Here is an 18,349-nt window from a genome sequence, read left to right on the forward strand (position 1 = left end):
TCACAGACCGGGGGCTTTCAGTGTGCGGAGGGGCTTGGTACGGGAGGCTTTCGGGGGCGAAGACGGGTCGGACAACCGGCCTTCGACCACCGCCATCAGCGGGGCCAGGAGGTCGCGTGCCGCCTGTGCCGCCCGGTCGGGATCACGCGCCGCGATGGCATCGCGCACCGCGACATGGGCAGCGAGGCTCGGCTCGGGCAGGCTCCGATCGGCGAGCGAGATGCGCAGATAGCGGCGCAGCTGATTGGTGAACCAGCCATAGAGTTCGGCGAGCGCCGCATTGCCGGCGGCCTCGGCCACCGACAGGTGGAAGGCGATGTCCTGTTCCAGATAGGTCTCGAAGGCGGCGGGATCACTTGGCGCCGGCTCGACCAGACCGCGGGCGGCCAGGGCGCGGTCGATGCGGGCCAGGCTGTCGGGTGTTACACGCAAGGCGGCCAGCCGTGCAGCCTCTACCTCCAGAGCCGCGCGCAGCTCCAGATGATCGCGCAGCCCGGCATTGGCGACCCGGCGCAGGGCGTCGGCCGGCTCGTCGACCGCCCGGACATAGGTGCCGTCGCCCTGGCGGACCTCCAGCAGGCCCAGATAGGCGAGCGCCCGCACGGCCTCGCGCACCGTGCCGCGGCCGACACCCAGGGCCTGGGCCAGTTCGGGTTCCGGCGGAATCCTGTCCCCTGCCCCCCAGCCATCCCGGCCGATCTGGGCACGCAACCGCTCGATCGCGGCATCGACGAGACTGCGCCGGGCGACGGCGCCGAGGCTGGACATGGCGGGCAGGCTCCGCTGACATCGGTTCAGCCGATCATCCGATGTTTTGGGCCGGGATGCGAGCGGGAATGGGGGCGAAAATGGGCGGCCCGACAGGCCGCCCTCAGGCGCGCCGCCGCCGGATCTCGGAGCGGAGGAGAGACACCGCACCCGCCGCCGACATCAGGGCGAGCGTGAACCAGGTGAGCGCATAGACCAGATGGCTGTCGGGGAAGCTGACTTTGGTGAGCCCGCCCACGGGATAGCCGCCGGGGGCGGTTTCCGCGGCATCGACGAAGTAGGGTGCCACCTCCGCCAACCCGCGGGCCCGGGCGATCGCTGCCACGTCGCGGGAATACCAGGCCTCCGCCGCCGGGTCGTTCTCGCGCAGGAAGCCGCCGCCGGGTTCGGTGATCCGCATCAGGCCGGTGACCCTGGTGTCGGTGTCGATCTGGCCGGCGGCACGGCTGGCGGGGTCTTTCCGATCGGGCGGGACGAAGCCGCGATTGACCAGCACGGTGAAGCCGCGATCGTCGGCGAAGGGCGTCACCACCCAATAGCCGGCGCCGAGATCGGTGGTGGCGCGGACCAGGGTCTCGCGGTCGTTCAGGAAGCGGCCGGAAAGCGCCACGCGGCGATATTCGTCACCGTCGCGGGTGATCCGGGACCAGGCATCAGGACCCGGGGCCGCGACCGGATCCTGATGGATGCGGGCATCGACGCGCGCGATCAGATCATGCTTCCAGGCCCGGCGCTCCACCTGCCAGATGCCGAGCGCCAGCCCGCCGGCAATGCCAATGAGAAAGAGGACGCCCACCAGAATGAGCGTCCCCGTCCTGCGGCCGCGCCGCCCGCCGGGAGGAGCCCCCTTTTCGGGACGCCCCCCTTCCGGCGTGATGTCGCCTTTCGGCTTGGTCACGGCAGCTGGCTCATGTCGTGGACCGGCATCATGTTGGTGTTCAGATGGTACATGACCCACATGGACCCGGCGAGGGTGATCGCCACGATGATGACGGTGAAGGTGAGGGACAGCATGTTCCAGCCGCCCTCGGAACTGACGTTCATGTGCAGGAAGTAGACCATGTGGACCACGATCTGCACGGCCGCGAAGGCCATGATCACCACGGCCGTGGTCTGGGCGTCTTCGATCACGCCGCCCATCACCAGCCAGAAGGGGATCGCCGTCAGGATGACGGAGAGGATGAACCCCTTCATATAGCCGCTGAAAGAGGCGTGGCCCGCGCCGTGATCGTCTTCGTGGGCGTGCCCGTGGGCGCCGTGGGCCTGGGCACCATGCCCGTGGACGTTGGCGCCGTGCAGGCTGTTCAGCTCCGCGCTCATCGCAGCATCCCCATCAGATAGACGAAGGTGAAGACGCCGATCCAGACGACGTCGAGGAAGTGCCAGAACATGCTGAGGCACATCAGGCGGCGGCGGTTGGCCGGAACCAGGCCGCGCTTCGAGACCTGGACCATCAGCGTGACCAGCCAGATGGTGCCGAAGGTAACGTGCAGGCCATGGGTGCCGACCAGGGTGAAGAAGGCCGACAGGAAGGCGCTGCGCTGCGGCGTGGCACCGATATGGATCAGATGCGCGAACTCGTAAAGTTCGATCGAGAGGAAGGCGAGGCCGAAGAGCCCCGTGATTCCCAGCCACATCTGGGTCTCGGCCACCTTGCGCTTCTCCATCGAGATCATGGCGAAGCCGTAGGTGATGGACGAGAGCAGCAGCATGGTGGTGTTGAGCGCCACCAGCTCCAGGTCGAACAGGTCGCGGGGCGCCGGCCCGGCGGCATAATTGCCACCGAGCACGGCATAGACCGCGAAGAGCGCCGCGAAGATCAGGCAGTCGCTCATCAGGTAGATCCAGAAGCCGAGATACGTGCTGCTGCCTTCGGCGTGCGCGTGCTCTTCTTCCAGGTAGAACGGGCGGGCCTTTGCGGCCCGGCCCGAGGCCGGACGACCCGAAGCGGAGGGGGCGCCGTGAACGGTTGCAGTCATGTCGTCACCCCTGAACCGCGAGCTGGCGGGTCCGCTCGGCTTCCGTCTTCTCCACGGTTTCGACCGGGATGTGGAAGTCGCGGTTGTAGTTGAAGGTGTGATAGATCGCCGAGCCGATCAGCGCCACGAAGGACACCGCCGCCAGCCACCAGATGTACCAGATGAGCGCCACGCCGAGCACGACGCTGAGCCCCGCCAGGATGATGCCGGCGCCGGTATTCTTGGGCATGTGGATCGAGCGGAAGCCCATCTGCGGACGCTGATAGCCGTTCTGCTTCATGTCCCACCAGGCATCACGATCGTAGATGACCGGGGTGAAGGCGAAGTTGTAGTCCGGCGGCGGCGACGAGGTCGCCCATTCCAGCGTGCGCGCATCCCAAGGGTCGCCGGTGGTGTCGCGCAGCTTGTTGCGGTTGCGGACACTGACCGCGATCTGGATCAGGAAGGCGGCGATGCCGCCGGCGATCATCACCGCACCCAGGGCGGCGATCACGAACCAGATCTGCAGCGACGGGTCGTCGAAGACCCGCATGCGGCGGGTGACGCCCATCAGGCCCAGCACGTAGAGCGGCATGAAGGCGAAGTAGAAGCCCACCACCCACAGCCAGAACGAGACCTTGCCCCAGAAGACGTCGAGCTTGAAGCCGAAGGTCTTCGGGAACCAGTAGGCGATCGCGGCGAAGGCGCCGAACAGCACGCCGCCGATGATGACGTTATGGAAGTGAGCGATCAGGAACAGGCTGTTGTGCAGCGAGAAATCCGCCGGCGGCACCGCCAGCAGCACGCCGGTCATGCCACCGATCACGAAGGTCAGCATGAAGGCGACCGTCCACATCATCGGCAGCTCGAAGCGGATGCGGCCGTGATACATGGTGAACAGCCAGTTGAACATCTTCGCGCCCGTCGGGATCGAGATGATCATGGTGGTGATGCCGAAGAAGGCATTCACGCTGGCGCCCGAGCCCATCGTGAAGAAGTGATGCAGCCAGACGATGTAGGAGAGGACGGTGATGGCGACGGTCGCATAGACCATCGACTTGTAGCCGAACAGGCGCTTGCCGCAGAAGGTCGCGGTGACTTCCGAGAACACGCCGAACATCGGCAGGATCAGGATGTAGACCTCGGGGTGGCCCCAGATCCAGATGAGGTTGACGTACATCATCGGGTTGCCGCCGAAGTCGTTCGTGAAGAAATTGGTCCCCACGTAACGGTCGAGCGACAGCAGAGCCAGAACGGCGGTCAGGATCGGGAAGGCGGCGACGATCAGGACGTTGGTGCAGAGCGAGGTCCAGGTGAAGACCGGCATCTTCATCATGGTCATGCCGGGCGCGCGCATCTTCACGATGGTGCAGATCAGGTTCACGCCCGACAGCAATGTGCCGACGCCCGCGATCTGCAAAGCCCAGATGTAATAGTCGACGCCGACATTCGGGCTGTAGGCGATGTTCGACAGCGGCGGATAGGCGAGCCAGCCGGTCTGGGCGAATTCACCCACGAACAGCGACATCATGATCAGGACCGCGCCGCCGGTGGTCATCCAGAAGCTGAAATTGTTCAGGAACGGGAACGACACGTCGCGGGCGCCGATCTGCAGCGGCACGATGTAGTTCATGAGACCCGTGACGATGGGCATCGCCACGAAGAAGATCATGATCACGCCGTGGGCCGTGAAGACCTGGTCGTAATGATGGGCGTTGAGATAGCCTTCGCTGCCGTTGAAGGCGATGGCCTGCTGGAGGCGCATCATGATCGCGTCGGCAAAGCCACGCAGCAGCATGATGATGCCCAGCACCATGTACATGATGCCGATGCGCTTGTGGTCCACCGTGGTGAACCACTCCTTCCAGAGGTAGCCCCACAACCGGTAGCGGGTGAGGACGGCGAAGAGGGCGAGGCCGCCGAGGGCGACCGCGATGAACGTTCCAACCACGATCGGCTCGTGGAGCGGCAGCGAGTCCAGGCTCAGCCGGCCGAGGAGGAACGACGTCCCTGCGGTTTGTTCAGACATGATTACCGGAGTCTCAGGTCAGGAATTGGCGGGGCCGGGCACGCCGGTCTCGGGGGCCGGGGTCAGCAACGACACCGCCTTCGGGGCCGGACTCACGTCCTGGTTGTTCTTGGCGTTGATGACCGGCGTCTGGGCGGCAGCGCCGCCGGCACGAACGCCGATCGGGTCGTCGGTGGTGCAGAGCGCGGCCACATAGACCGGCTCGGGGCCGAACACCGCACCGCGGCGACCGGTCTTGTCGTATTCGAGCGAGGCCACCGGGATGACGTTGTTGATGCCCGCGATGCCGAGGCCGCCGCGGTCGTCGATCGCCATCATCTCCCCCATACACATCTTGCCCGGCTCGACGCACATGTTGAGGATGCGGTCATAGAGCTTGGGGTCGGCATGGGCGAAGTGCATGACCGGCACGTTCTCGCTCGGCCGCTCCAGGGTCAGATAGGTCGGCCCGTCGAGCGTCTGGCCCGAGGCGCGCACGGTGGAAACCCAGCCCGCGAACTCGTCCTGCGACAGGCCGTGGAACTTGAAGCGCATGCCCGAGAAGCCGGCGCCGCTGTAATTGGCCGAGAAGCCGTCGAAAGTGCCCGGCTTGTTGATCACCGCGTGCAGCTTGGTCTGCATGCCCGGCATGGCGTAGATCTGGCCCGCCAGCGCCGGCACGAAGAACGAGTTCATCACCGACGAGGCCGTGATCCTGAAGGTGATCGGCCGGTCGACCGGCGCCGCCATCTCGTTGACGCTGGCGATGCCGTATTCCGGATAGATGAACAGCCACTTCCAGTCGAGCGCGACCACCTCGACCTCCAGCGGCGTCACATCGGCGGCGACCGGCTGGTCGGGGCCGATACGATCGAGCGGCTTGTAGGGGTCGAGCGCGTGGGTGCTGATCCAGGTCACCGTGCCCAGGCACAGGATGATCACCAGCGGCGCGCCCCAGACCGCCAGCTCGATCTTCGTGGAATGGCTCCACTCCGGCTCGTAGCGGGCGTTCTTGTTGGACTGCCGGTATCGCCAGGCGAACAAAACGGTCAGAAGCATGACCGGCACGATCACCAGCAACATCAGCACGGTCGACAGAAGGATGAGGTCCCTCTGCTGCGACGCAATGTCACCAGACGGATTGATCAGGACGAGATTACAACCGCCCAACAACGCCATGAGAGGCAGGGTGGACAGGACGCGGATCCGGCTCAAGACAGTACTCATGGGATAGGGTGTCACTTTTGTGCGGCGCAACAACGGACCATTGCGGCGCGCATCATAGGACTCGCCCCTGCCGAAGGCAAAAGCGAAGGTCGGCCATCCTGACCAACCTCTGGTCTCATGGCCTGCTGTGCGGCCTGAAACCTATATGGTTCCCAAGACTCTGCAGGGGGTATGAATGCAGTGCGACATATTGGCGCATCGCGGATGCGAAGGCCCTCCGGCGGCGTCTGCGTCTCTTATGGATAAGTTATTTATCGCAGAATGAAATTTGAGTGCGGGTACCGCCCCGCATATCCGCAGACCGCACGGGCGCGCCCCGGCATGCGGCGACAGGCGGACTTGACCGGCGGCGGGCGCCACCCTTTCGCCGGGGGCTGCGGGCGGGTTGGGCGGGATATGGTCAACCGGCAGGAGGGTGATGGGTCATCGGACGGGTCGGTGTGTTCGCTATTCAAATGTTGATGGCCCGTGGTCCTGGGGTATAAATATCTAAAATCGACCACAGAACATCAGAAATTCACCCCATGATTGCAGGATCTCTACTAGGACAAATTGCAGCTGTATCGATTGATCGTCAGTGTCTCCCGGAGACCATGTATGTCGCTGGATGATCTGTTCGGAGCAGCACTGACGGCGGCACGGCAAGGCGTCGTCGGCCTAGAACACCGATGCAAGCCGAAGAGTTTACGACAGCTGGACAAAAACACAGTCGGATTCCTCAAGATCTATACCCGATCGATTGCGGAGAGGGTCAGATCTGGAGATGTCCTCGCGGCAGATGTTTACCTGCTCTGGCTGGTCGATGAAGCGGGAAAGATATGGCTGGCGTTCGAAGAGGCGTTTGACGAAGACGACGAGATGTTCCGCTTTGTGCTGAACCGTGAAACGCTGGGTGGTAGCATGCATAAGTTGCCGAAACCGCTGGCAAAACTTGGACATCCGTCTCTGGTCGGCGGGGGCAAGGCACGTATCGGGGGCGAACTGATCTTTGATCCGGATGCGACGCCTCCCATATGGTATTTGAACAACAAGTCTGGTCGCTATGGTCTCCGGGCTGATCGGACGGTGGCACATCTGCAGAATGTGCAGAAGCTGTTCCGCGACCACGGGCTGGAGTTCCAAATCGACTTCCGGCCTTCGGGACAATCTTGAGGATGGGCCGATGCCGGGCGAAGCAAGCATGCTGACACCTGAAGACGTCGTGAACAGGCTGGCACGCCTGAGCTTTGCCCGCCTGCGCCCCAGCGAACGCCGCAAGCTCGCCGAGGCCCTGGATACCCCCGAACTGAGGGGGCAGGTGTTCGATCGCTTCGGGGCGTTCCTGCGCGGCCTGCCGCTGGAGACGGCCGACGGGCAGGATGAGTTGCTGGTGGCCGTCGCAGATCTGAACATGACCGGTTTCTGGGATCGCCTGCCCAAGCGTGTCATCCACGACTGGCAGCGCTTCGGCGTCGACCGCGAACGGCTTCAATGTCTGGCCAGTCTGGTTCGGGGATATGACGGCGCTGCCGCAGAGAGAATCGAGCATGCCCTGAAGCCGCGGGTTCAGCGCGCAGATGAAGCCCGACCGGATCCGGCCATCCGCCAGGTCATTTATTGAGACATCAGCCTCGACTGCCGGCGCCCGGCGCCTTCCACCACATCACCCCCTAGGCACACCCGCGTCTCGCGACCATAATGGCGCCGGGATCACGCCCCCCGCGCTTGGGATAGGGGGGTGAAACTGTGCGATGCAGACGGGAGGGGCGGCGGTTCATGGCCAGGAAGCCGATCGAGGTCACCACGCTGAAGCATGATGCAGCAACCCGGCGGAACATTCCGACCGCGGAGCTGGAAGCGGTGATGACCGACGGCGACAAGGCTCCGCTGGCCGTCGCCTATGCGCGGCGCAACCCCGATCTGGACCCGCAGCTGATCTGGCGCGGCAAGGAGGCGCCGGGAACGGCCGACGCAGGGGCAGAGGCGGCAACGCTGAACGTCGCGGCCCCCCCGCTCTATATTCAGGAGAAGGTCCACCCCCAGGTCCTGATCGAGGATCTGCGCCGTGAAACCGAGGCCCGCGCAGCCGAGGCCCGGGCGGCGGAGGCCGGCGACACGCCCGACCTGTTCGCCGACTTCAACGGCCTGCCCGATGGCGAGGCGGTGACCGAGTTCTACGCCCACGACCAGCACTGGTCGAACCGCATGATCCTGGGCGATTCGCTTTCCGTGATGGCAAGCCTGGCCGAACGCGAGGGGCTGCGCGGCCAGGTGCAGTGCATCTATTTCGACCCGCCCTATGGCATCAAGTTCAACAGCAATTTCCAGTGGTCCACCACCACCCGCGACGTGAAGGACGGCGATCGCGGCCATGTGACCCGCGAACCCGAACAGGTCCGCGCCTTCCGCGACACCTGGCGCGACGGCATCCATTCCTACCTCTCTTATATCCGCGACCGCCTGACGGTGGCCCGCGACCTGCTCAGCGAGAGCGGCAGCATCTTCGTGCAGATCGGAGATGAGAATGTCCATCGGGTGCGGGCGGTGATGGATGAGGTAATGGGCCCAGAGAACTACATTACGAGCATTCTTATTCAGAAGACGGGAAGTCAATATGGAGAATTTATCCAGAATAATTTTGATTATATACTATGGTATTCAAAATCAAAAGATTCTGCAGCGGGAAAATATCGACCTCTATTTGAAGAAAGACAAGGAAAATCTTCTAGAGAAGTCAGTATTTTCCGCAAGGACTATAACGCAAATCCGTTGACTTCAGACGGCTATCGAGACACCACCACAGTTGATTTTTACTTCGAGGGAGGAGTGTTCCATCCAGGAAGACTCGCGCACTGGAAGGTTACCAATGAGTCCCTTGAAAGAGTCGGAAAGGCGGGTAGAATTATTAGGCAAAAAAGCCAAATTCGTCTTAAATATTTTTATGATGATTTTCCGGTAACTAGGCTAGGTGTAATTTGGAGTGACGTGGGGGGAGCCTCTGGCAAGGTCTATGTTGTTCAAACTTCTCCTAAAATCGTCGAACGCTGCCTCCTGATGGCCACCGACCCCGGCGATCTCGTCCTCGACCCCACCTGCGGGTCGGGCACCACGGCCTATGTGGCCGAGCAATGGGGGCGGCGGTGGATCACGATTGATACTTCGCGGGTGTCGCTGGCCCTGGCGCGGTCGCGGATCATGGGGGCGCGCTACCCGTATTATCTGCTGGCGGATTCCGAAGAGGGCCGGCGCAAGGAGGCGGAGGTGACGCAGAGCGTGCCGCGCTCCGGCCCGGTCGGGGGTGATATCCGCCAGGGCTTCGTGTATGAGCGGGTGCCGCACATCACGCTGAAATCCATCGCCAACAACCCCCGGATCGACGAGATCTGGGAAGACTGGCAGGCGCGGCTGGAGCCGCTGCGCGCGGCGCTGAACACCGCGCTGGGGAAATCGGACAAGGCCGGCACGGCCTGGGAGGAGTGGCAGATCCCGCGGGAGGCCGGCCGCGACTGGCCGGAGGCCGCCAGCCGCGCCCATGCCGCCTGGTGGGAGGGGCGCATCGCCCGGCAGCGCGAGATCGATGCCGCGATCGCCGCGCGCGCCGACAGCGAATTCCTGTATGACCGCCCCTATATCGACCGCGGCAAGGTCCGCGTCGCCGGCCCGTTCACGGTGGAGACCCTGTCGCCGCACCGCACGCTGGCGGTCGATTGGGACGACGAGCTGATCGACACGCTGAAGGCCGCGGAAACCCGGCGCGCGGGCGGGACCGGCGGGCCGGTGGTGCCGGATTTCGCCGCCATGATCCTGGACAATCTGCGCGCCGCCGGCGTGCAGCAGGCGCATAAGGAAGACCGGATCAGCTTCACCAGCCTGACCGGCTGGCCGGGCGACCATATCTGTGCCGAAGGCCGGTTCTTCGAAGGGGCGGACGACACCGGCCGCGAACGCCGGGCGGGCATTCTGGTCGGCCCGGAATTCGGCACGGTGTCGCGCGCCGATCTGGTGGCCGCGGCGCGAGAAGCGGGCGATGCCGGTTTCGACCTGCTGATCGCCTGCGCCTTCAACTACGATGCCCATGCGGCCGAACTGGACAGGCTGGGCCGGGTGCAGGTGCTGCGCGCGCGCATGAACCCCGATCTGCATATGAGCGCCGATCTGAAAACCACCGGCAGCGGCAATCTGTTCGTGATTTTCGGGGAGCCCGATATCCGCATCGAGCCCGCGGACGAGGCCGGTGCCGACATGATCCGGGTGCGCATCCAGGGCGTGGACGTGTTCAAGCCCCAGAGCGGCGAGGTGATTTCGGAAGGCCCCGAGGGCATCGCCCTCTGGATGCTCGACACCGCCTATAACGAGGAGAGCTTCTTCGTCCGCCACGCCTATTTCCTGGGGGCGAACGATCCCTACAAGGCGCTGCGCACCACGCTGCGGGCCGAGATCGACCAGGATGCCTGGGACAGCCTGCATTCCGATATCTCGCGCCCCTTCCCCAGACCCGCCACCGGCCGGATCGCGGTCAAGGTGATCAATCATCTCGGCGACGAGGTGATGAAGGTGTTCCAGGTCGACTGACCGGCGGAGGCAGAGCCCGATGACCCAGTCCTTCTTTGACCGGCCGATCCTGAATTCACCCTATCTGATGCCCGACCGGCATTGGGAACTGGTCGACGGCCAGCCCACCGACCGGATCATCCCCCGGCGCCGCCGGTCCGATCTGGTGACGCCGGTGCCGCAGCCGCAGAAGCGGCGCAGCATCGCCAGCCAGGCGGCGCTCGACCTGGGCGGCCGGGCGGCCGATCGCGGCGAGGATCAGATCTATAACCCGACCCCGATCATCAACGAAGTCCGCGCGCTGATGGAAGACTGGCGCCGGCTGCCCAATCCCAATGACTGGAAGGTGACGCCGGAAACCGCCCGGCTGCTGAAGCACTGGCGGTCGCACAATTTCCAGGGCGTGCGGCCGTTCTTCTGCCAGATCGAGGCGGTGGAAACCGCCATCTGGCTGACGGAAGTGGCCCCCCATCTGGGCGAGCGCAGCCGGGGCATCCTGGCGCATCTGAAACAGGCCAATCGCGAGTTTAACGGCGAGCTGTTCCGCATGGCGCTGAAGCTGGCCACCGGCGCCGGCAAGACCACGGTGATGGCGATGCTGATCGCCTGGCAGACGGTGAATGCGCTGCGCCATCCCGGCAGCCGCCGGTTCAGCCGCGGCTTTCTGATCGTCGCCCCCGGCATCACCATCCGCGACCGGCTGCGGGTGCTGCTGCCCAACGACCCCGAAAGCTATTACAAGACCCGCGAAATCGTGCCCCCCGATCTGCTGCCGGCGATGAACCGGGCGATCGTGGTCATCACCAACTATCACGCCTTCAAGCTGCGCGAGACCCTGGAGCTTTCCAAGGGCAACCGCGCCCTGCTGGAGGGCCGCACCGGGCCGAAGCTGTCCACCCTGGAAACCGAAGGCCAGATGATCCAGCGGGTGATGCCGGAACTGGCCGGGCTGCGCGACATCGTGGTGCTGAACGACGAAGCCCATCACTGCTACCGGCCGAAGCTCAGCGATGCCGAGGGCAGCACCGAGGCGGATCTGAAGGGCGACGAGAAGAAGCAGGCCCAGGACGACAACGAGACCGCCCGGCTCTGGTTCTCGGGGATCGAGGCGGTGCGCCGCCGGCTGGGCCTGGCCCTGATCTGCGACCTGTCGGCCACGCCCTTCTTCCTGGCCGGATCGGGCTATCGCGAAGGTGCGCTCTTCCCCTGGACGATGAGCGATTTCTCGCTGATGGACGCGATCGAATGCGGCATCGTCAAGCTGCCGCGGGTGCCGATCGCCGACAACATGGCCTCGGGCGACATGCCGATGTTCCGCAATCTCTGGGACCATATCGGCAAAAAAATGCCCAAGAAGGGCAAGAGCCGGTCGGGTGGCGGCGGCTATGACCCGCTGAGCCTGCCCTCGGAACTCCAGACCGCGCTGGCGGCACTTTACGGCCATTACGAGAAGGTGTTCGCGCTCTGGCAGCAGCAGGGCATCGGCGTGCCGCCGGTGTTCATCGTGGTGTGCAACAACACCACCACATCGGATCTGGTCTACCGCTATATCTCGGGGTTTTATCGCGAGGAAGAGACGAACCAGGGCGACGCCGCGCCCCGGAGAGAGGATGGCGGTCTCAGCGGTCCGTTCGAACAGGGCCGGCTGGCGCTGTTCCGCAATTTCGACGACTACGGCAACCCCCTGCCCCGCCGCAACACCATCCTGATCGACAGCGCGCAGCTGGAAAGCGGCGACGGGTTGAGCGACGCCTTCCGCGCCGCGGCCGCCGACGAGATCGCCGAGTTCCGCCGCGAGATCGTGGAGCGCACCGGCGACCAGCGCGCCGCCGAGAGCATCGACGATGCCACCCTGCTGCGCGAGGTGATGAACACCGTCGGCAAGCGCGGCCGGCTGGGGGAACAGGTGCGCTGCGTGGTCTCGGTGTCGATGCTCACCGAAGGCTGGGACGCCAACACCGTGACCCATATTCTGGGCGTGCGGGCCTTCGGCACCCAGCTGCTCTGTGAACAGGTGGTCGGGCGGGGCCTGCGCCGGCAATCCTATGAACTGAATGCCGACGGGCTGTTCGACGTGGAATATGCCGACATCCTGGGCATTCCCTTCGACTTCACCGCCAAGGCGGTGGTGGCACCGCCGGCCATCCCGCGGGAAACGGTGCGGGTGCGGGCGGTGCGGCCGGAACGCGACCCGCTGGAGATCGTGTTCCCGCGGGTCGAAGGCTATCGCGTCGATCTGCCCGATGACCGGATCGATGCGGAGTTCAGCGCCGATTCGGTTCTGGAACTCACCCCCGATCTGGTCGGCCCCTCGATCGTCAAATGCCGCGGCATCGTTGGCGAAGAGGTCGACCTGACCGTCGAACATCTGGACGGCATGCGCCCCTCGACGGTGATCTATCACCTGACCCGGCATATGCTCTATACCCGCTTCCGCGACCCTGGCGAGGCGCCGAAACTGCATCTCTTCGGCCAGATGAAGCGGGTGGTGCGCCGCTGGATGGAGGGCTGGCTGCGCTGTGCGGGCGGCACCACCCCGGCCCAGCTGATCTATACCGAGATCGCCGACATGGCGGCGGAGCGGATCATCGCCGCGATCAACCGCGCCATTCTGGGCCAGGATGGCCTGCGGGCCCCCGGCGGGGGGCGGATCCGTGCGATCCTGGACCCGTACAACCCCTCCGGTTCCAGCCGTCACGTCAACTTCACCACCTCCAAGCCGCTGCGCTGGCAGACATCGCCCGATCACTGCCATGTCGACCTGGTGATCTGCGACAGCGAATGGGAGGCCGAATTCTGCCGGGTGGCCGAAGCCCATCCCCAGGTCCGGGCCTATGTGAAGAACCAGGGTCTGGGGCTGGAGGTGCCCTATCTGGACGCCAACATCCCCCATCGCTACCTGCCGGATTTCATCCTGCGCATCGATGACGGCCGGCCCGACCTGCTGAACCTGATCGTCGAAATCAAGGGCTTCCGCGGCCGCGACGCCCGGATCAAGGCCGAGACCATGCACACCCATTGGGTGCCGGGGGTGAACAATCTCGGCCAGTTCGGCCGCTGGGCCTTCGCCGAATTCACCGCCGTCTATGAAATCGAAGCGGCGTTTGCACGGCTGATGGAAGAGGTACGGGGACAGATGGCTGCCTGAACGGGATGGGCAGAACAAGGCCGCCCGTCAGGCTTCAAGATCCGCCAGGAATTCCGAGCCCGGCGCCACGCCCGAAACCAGCAGCCGGTCGCGGGCGCGGGTGCAGGCGACATAGAGCAGATGGCGTTCGGTGTCGTAAACATGGTCGAGATCGGCTTCGTCGGCGATGGCGGCGATGCGGGCGGCCGATGGCAGCGCGTCATCATCACAGGCCATCACCGCGACCGCGCGGAATTCCAGCCCCTTGGCCACATGCATGGTGGCGATGGCGATCCGGCCGTCGGCCACCGCGACCTCGGCCCCCAGATGGGCCGGGGCCAGACCAAGTGCGGCCGCCACCGCCTCGGCGCGTGGCCGCAGGCTGTCGTCGCGGATGATCAGGGCGATTTCCTCGGGCGACATGCCGTCATCCAGCAGGTCGAGCACCCAATCGGTGATCAGGCGGATTTCTGTCGTCTCGTCGACGGCAAGACGGATCTCTGGCGGCGGGCCGTCGAACAGTGAGACGGTGCCGTCGCGGCCCTCGCTGACGCCGTCGACATCGGCCAACACCTCCGGCAGCAGGCGGTCGGCCCGGGTGCGGATCTGATGCGAGGTACGGTAATTGACCTTGAGCACATGCGACCGGCCCCGGATGTCGATGCCGAGTGCGGCCCATGAAAAGGGCTGGCGGAAGATCCTCTGGCCCAGATCACCGGCGAAGAAGAGTGCATCGGGGCGGGATGCATCGGGGCGCCCGGAACCGGAGCGGGCGAGGCTGGCCAGGAAGCGCAGTTCGGCCGGCCCGACATCCTGCGCCTCGTCGACGATCACCGCATCGAAGCGCGCGTCATCGGTGGGCAGCCCTTGCGGCGGTGTGGCCGGGATGATCGCGGTGTAGATCGCGGCAAGCGTGGTGAAGCCCTGATCGGCCAGATCGGCGCGCACCGCATCGACCACCGCCCAGATCTCGTCGCGCTGGCGGGCGCCCAGCCGGGTGCGGCGACCAAGACGCGGCGTGGCCCTGTAGGCCGCCGCATCGGTCAGGGCGCGGGCCTCGATCACCTCGTGCCATTCGGCGGTGATGAAGCCGGGGCGGAGATGGCGTGGGCCGGTCGGCCCTGCCGCCCGGGCCAGGATCGCCGCCCGCACGGTTTCCGCATCGGCGATCCGCACCGGCCCGAGCCGCGCGCGTGCGGCATCTTCCGCCAGATCGGGCAAGGCCCGCACGGTGATGCGGGCCGCAAGGTCGCTGTCATGGCCGGTCAGCCGCTCCAGCTTGTGGGCCAGGGCGGCGGCGAGCGGTGCCGAAACGGTGGTCAGCAGCACGCGTGCCCGGGCATCCCGGCGGGCGATCCAGGCCGCGCGATGCAGGGCGACCACGGTCTTGCCGGTGCCGGCAGAGCCGGCGATCCGCACCGGGCCACCATGGTCACGCTCCACCAGCCGGCGCTGATCCGGATGCAGGAACACGATCCAGCGATCCCAGGGGTAGTCCAGCGCCCGGCGCAGATCTTCCGGGGTGTGGATGGTGCGGAACCGGCGTCCGTCATCGGGATGTTCGAAGGCCGCGGTGCCGCCGGCGTCGCGACGGACCGGCAGGCGGCCCGTGGAGACATAGTCGAGCAGCGCCTCGACCGCCTCCTGCGGCAGGCGTTCGGCCACATCGAAGAAATCGGGCGACGAGGCGTGCCGCACGGCCTGAAGTTCCGAAGGCGGCACGCCGATGCCGAGCATGTCGTCATCGGTAAGATCCAGGAAAAGCGGCGGATGCCATGGCTCCTGGGGGACGTCTGCCGCCTGCCGCAATGGAGGCGCGGTGCCCTCATCGGGGCCGGCGACTTCCGGCAGCACCACGATCTGCGTGGCACCGGTCACCGGATGGCGTTCGATGCGCCGCCGTTCGGCCCAGCGATAGGCCGCATCGTGATGGTCGACATAGGCCAGCAGCAGCGCATCATCCAGCCGGTGCAGAATGATACGGATGTCGGCATTCACCCGCACCGACCAGAAATTCCGATCTGCCGCCCGGTCGAGCCGGTGCATCCGCAACCCCGGCGCCGCGGGATCGAGCTGCAGATCGAAAGCCGCGGTCTTGGCGGCTTTCAGATCCGGCCCACGGAGCCTGCGCAGCCCGTCGACAAAACTGTCGGCGATGCGGAAATCCATGGCGCCCCTCCCCCTGCCGATCCTGCCCCCGTCTTCGACGTATAAGCCGCGGGGGCAGATCGCGCAATGGTAGGGCGTTCAGCAGATGCCGTTGATAATGTCCAGATACCGCCGCACCGTCTCGTCCCAGCCGTAATCCAGCGCCTCGGCGGTGATGGCGTGGCCGATGGAGACTTCCAGGCAGCCAGGCGCGCGCGACAGGAAGTCGGCGAGGTTGACCAGGTTCAGGTCATGGCCGGCATTGAGGCCGATTTCCGCCTCGGCGGCGGCGCGGGCGGTGGCGGCCACATAGGCGGCGGCGGGTTCGAAATCCGGGCGGTCCCAGGCCATGGCGTAGATGCCGGTATACATCTCCACCCGGTCGGCCCCCAGCGCCTTCGCCGCGGCCGGGGCCTTGGGGTCGGGGTTGATGAACACGGCGATGCGCGCGCCCGAGGGCCGCACCAGATCGATGCCGCGGGCGAGTTCTTCGGCCCGGCTGTCGAAATCCCAGCCCTCTTCCGAAGTGCGCGCCCCCGGCGCGTCGGGGACCAGCGTCACCTGATGCGGGCGGACCTGGTTGACCAGCTCGGCGAAATCTTCCGACGGGTAGCCTTCGATGTTGAACTCGGCGCCGATCACCTCGGGCAGGTCGGTCGCGAACAGCCCGGCCAGGTCCATCACATCGCTGCGCCGGATATGGCGCTCATCCGGTCGGGGATGGATGGTGATGCCGTGAGCGCCGGCGCGCAGCACCCGCTTCGCCGTCGCCAGCACGTCGGGATAGCCGTTGTCGCGCTGATTGCGGAGCAGCGCCACCTTGTTGAGATTGACGCTGAGCTTGGTGGTCATCGGCCGCCGTCCCCTGTCGTTCGCACATGCACCCCATGCCGGTCACCCGGGCGAAAACACGCCCCGCCTGCCCTGGCCGAAACGGGCCGGGCTGGCGGGGCGGGGGACAGGATATATCCGGAAGGCCGGCGCCTGCGACCGATTGTTCGGCGAAATTTCTTCAGCCTGAACCGCAGCCGTCAGCGCCTGCCCGCGCAGGCATGATACGGGTCACACCGCCTTCAGCGCCGGCGGTTCGTCGGGCGTGCCGATCTGGTCGAACCGCTCGAAGGTGTGGTCGGCCCAACGAGCGACGTCGTAGCGGCGCACGGTCTCGTACATCGCGGCCATGCGCGCCCGCGCCTCGTCGGGCGCCATGTCGAGCGCCTGGTCGAGGGCGGCATCCATCGCCCGGTCCGAATAGGGGTTGGTCAGGATCGCCTGCGGGAATTCCACCGCGCAGCCGGTGAATTCCGACAGCACCAGCGCGCCCTCCTGGCCGCGCTTGGCCGCCACATATTCCTTGGCGACCAGGTTGAGGCCGTCACGCAGCGGCGTGATCACGCAGACATCGGCGCGGCGGTAATAGGCGATCAGCTTGTCGAAGGGGATAGCGTTCGAGAACAGCAGGATCGGCGTCCAGCCAAGGGTCGAGAAGCGGCCGTTGATCCGCCCGACCAGGGTTTCCACCTCGCGCTGGGTGTCACGATAGATCCGCATGCCGGTGGCGGCCTGAACCGACACCACCATCAGCTTGACCTTGGTGTGCAGCTCCGGCCGGCGTTCCAGCAGGCGTTCGAAGCCCTGCAGGGTCTCGCGGATGCCCTTGGTATAGTCGGTGCGGCCCACCGCCACGATCAGCCGGCGGTCACGAAGTTCCTCCTCGATTTCCGACTGAAGCGTCTGGTTGGCCTCGGTGTCGAGCACCTTGGCGACGAAATTCGGGTTGGTGCCCACCGGGAAGGCGTCGATGCCGACCTTGTGGCCCTTGTGGCGCACCGCCACCGGCACTTCGGGTTCCGACAGCGCCAGACCCGAGGGCGACATGCCGTCTTCGACCCGCGTGGTCGCCTCTACCTCCACATCACGCAACGCACGCGCGACATCGGCGAAGTTCTTGGCGTAGCGCGGAATGTGGAAGCCGACCAGATCGCAGGCCAGCAGGCTGTCCACGATCTCCTCGCGCCAGGGCAGGATGTTAAATACGTCCGGCCCCGGGAAAGGGGTGTGGTGGAAAAAGGCGATCTTCAGGCTGGGCTTGATCCGGCGCAGATAGCCGGGCACCAGCCAGAGATTGTAGTCGTGCACCCAGACCAGCGCATCATCCTCGGCCTGGGCGGCCGCCGCCTCGGCGAACAGCCAGTTCACCTCGCGGAAGGTGTTCCAGTCGGTGGTGTCGTAGCGGAACAGCCAGGGGAAGGAATGCAGGATCGGCCACAGCGCCTCTTTCGAGGTGACGTGATAGAACATCCTGACCTGGTCGGCGGTCAGCGGCAGCCGCGAGACCGAATACCGGCCATAGCTGTCCTCGATATCGATCACCCGCTCGAAGCTTTCCTTGCGCTTTGGGCTGACCTGTTTCCAGGCCACCCAGGCGCCCTTGCCTTCGGGCACGCGGCCGAAAAAGCTCTTCAGCGTCGGAACGATCCCGTTCGGGCTTTTGTTTTCACGATAGACGACGCGGTCGCCGACCACCTCTTCCTCATAGGGCTGACGGTGATAGACGATCACGAGCGATGACTTGCGGTTCAT

13 protein-coding genes are annotated in these 18,349 nt (G+C 65.4%); 4 read left to right on the forward strand and 9 right to left on the reverse strand.

Annotated features, from left to right (window positions below; translation table 11 throughout):
• The 6 genes from TMO_RS26900 to cyoA all read right to left on the reverse strand — a co-directional run bounded on the left by TMO_RS26900 (window position 1) and on the right by cyoA (window position 5,949).
• Window positions 1-768, reverse strand: coding sequence for a FadR/GntR family transcriptional regulator (locus TMO_RS26900; RefSeq protein WP_014748219.1), 768 nt, complete (start codon window positions 766-768; stop codon window positions 1-3).
• Window positions 769-871: 103 nt separating this feature from the next.
• Entirely contained in the window at window positions 872-1,564 is a 693-nt protein-coding gene (locus tag TMO_RS26905) for an SURF1 family protein (RefSeq protein WP_014748220.1), read from the reverse strand.
• A gap of 98 nt (window positions 1,565-1,662) precedes the next feature.
• Window positions 1,663-2,088: a cytochrome o ubiquinol oxidase subunit IV gene (cyoD, locus tag TMO_RS26910; protein WP_014748221.1), complete on the reverse strand. Its 426-nt coding sequence runs from the start codon at window positions 2,086-2,088 to the stop codon at window positions 1,663-1,665.
• Entirely contained in the window at window positions 2,085-2,747 is a 663-nt protein-coding gene (cyoC, locus tag TMO_RS26915; RefSeq protein WP_014748222.1) for a cytochrome o ubiquinol oxidase subunit III, read from the reverse strand. The genes cyoD and cyoC overlap by 4 nt, the downstream gene beginning before the upstream one ends.
• A gap of 4 nt (window positions 2,748-2,751) precedes the next feature.
• The gene (gene cyoB / locus TMO_RS26920; protein WP_014748223.1) at window positions 2,752-4,755 is read right to left on the reverse strand and encodes a cytochrome o ubiquinol oxidase subunit I; all 2,004 of its coding nucleotides are present in this window, start codon (window positions 4,753-4,755) and stop codon (window positions 2,752-2,754) included.
• An 18-nt stretch (window positions 4,756-4,773) separates the two neighbouring features.
• The gene (gene cyoA / locus TMO_RS26925) at window positions 4,774-5,949 is read right to left on the reverse strand and encodes a ubiquinol oxidase subunit II (protein WP_014748224.1); all 1,176 of its coding nucleotides are present in this window, start codon (window positions 5,947-5,949) and stop codon (window positions 4,774-4,776) included.
• A gap of 609 nt (window positions 5,950-6,558) precedes the next feature.
• Here cyoA and TMO_RS30975 point away from each other — a divergent pair.
• From TMO_RS30975 to TMO_RS26945, 4 genes are all read left to right on the forward strand, one after another.
• A complete protein-coding gene (locus TMO_RS30975) occupies window positions 6,559-7,113 on the forward strand; it encodes a hypothetical protein (RefSeq protein ID WP_014748225.1) in 555 nt (184 codons plus the stop codon).
• Between the two features lie 28 nt (window positions 7,114-7,141).
• Window positions 7,142-7,561: a hypothetical protein gene (locus tag TMO_RS26935; protein WP_145978467.1), complete on the forward strand. Its 420-nt coding sequence runs from the start codon at window positions 7,142-7,144 to the stop codon at window positions 7,559-7,561.
• 155 nt (window positions 7,562-7,716) lie between these two features.
• Window positions 7,717-10,512, forward strand: a complete 2,796-nt coding sequence (locus TMO_RS26940) for a site-specific DNA-methyltransferase (RefSeq protein ID WP_014748227.1) — start codon at window positions 7,717-7,719, stop codon at window positions 10,510-10,512.
• A gap of 19 nt (window positions 10,513-10,531) precedes the next feature.
• A complete protein-coding gene (locus TMO_RS26945) occupies window positions 10,532-13,639 on the forward strand; it encodes a BPTD_3080 family restriction endonuclease (protein ID WP_014748228.1) in 3,108 nt (1,035 codons plus the stop codon).
• 27 nt (window positions 13,640-13,666) lie between these two features.
• On the opposite strand, the gene TMO_RS26950 is transcribed toward TMO_RS26945, so the two are convergent.
• The 3 genes from TMO_RS26950 to ggpS form a co-directional block, all read right to left on the reverse strand.
• Window positions 13,667-15,787, reverse strand: coding sequence for a 3'-5' exonuclease (locus TMO_RS26950; protein ID WP_014748229.1), 2,121 nt, complete (start codon window positions 15,785-15,787; stop codon window positions 13,667-13,669).
• Window positions 15,788-15,865: 78 nt separating this feature from the next.
• Window positions 15,866-16,618, reverse strand: coding sequence for a pyridoxine 5'-phosphate synthase (locus TMO_RS26955; protein ID WP_014748230.1), 753 nt, complete (start codon window positions 16,616-16,618; stop codon window positions 15,866-15,868).
• Window positions 16,619-16,828: 210 nt separating this feature from the next.
• Window positions 16,829-18,349, reverse strand: coding sequence for a glucosylglycerol-phosphate synthase (ggpS, locus tag TMO_RS26960; RefSeq protein WP_014748232.1), 1,521 nt, complete (start codon window positions 18,347-18,349; stop codon window positions 16,829-16,831).

It is taken from the genome of Tistrella mobilis KA081020-065, from assembly GCF_000264455.2.
GTDB lineage: Bacteria > Pseudomonadota > Alphaproteobacteria > Tistrellales > Tistrellaceae > Tistrella > Tistrella mobilis.

Coding starts and splice junctions, on each gene's coding strand:
- TMO_RS26900 (WP_014748219.1), bottom strand. CDS start 768: ATGTCCAGCCTCGGCGCCGTCGCCCGGCGCAGTCTCGTCGATGCCGCG.
- cyoD (WP_014748221.1), bottom strand. CDS start 2,088: ATGAGCGCGGAGCTGAACAGCCTGCACGGCGCCAACGTCCACGGGCAT.
- cyoC (WP_014748222.1), bottom strand. CDS start 2,747: ATGACTGCAACCGTTCACGGCGCCCCCTCCGCTTCGGGTCGTCCGGCC.
- cyoB (WP_014748223.1), bottom strand. CDS start 4,755: ATGTCTGAACAAACCGCAGGGACGTCGTTCCTCCTCGGCCGGCTGAGC.
- TMO_RS30975 (WP_014748225.1), top strand. CDS start 6,559: ATGTCGCTGGATGATCTGTTCGGAGCAGCACTGACGGCGGCACGGCAA.
- TMO_RS26935 (WP_145978467.1), top strand. CDS start 7,142: ATGCTGACACCTGAAGACGTCGTGAACAGGCTGGCACGCCTGAGCTTT.
- TMO_RS26940 (WP_014748227.1), top strand. CDS start 7,717: ATGGCCAGGAAGCCGATCGAGGTCACCACGCTGAAGCATGATGCAGCA.
- TMO_RS26945 (WP_014748228.1), top strand. CDS start 10,532: ATGACCCAGTCCTTCTTTGACCGGCCGATCCTGAATTCACCCTATCTG.
- TMO_RS26950 (WP_014748229.1), bottom strand. CDS start 15,787: ATGGATTTCCGCATCGCCGACAGTTTTGTCGACGGGCTGCGCAGGCTC.
- TMO_RS26955 (WP_014748230.1), bottom strand. CDS start 16,618: ATGACCACCAAGCTCAGCGTCAATCTCAACAAGGTGGCGCTGCTCCGC.
- ggpS (WP_014748232.1), bottom strand. CDS start 18,349: ATGAACCGCAAGTCATCGCTCGTGATCGTCTATCACCGTCAGCCCTAT.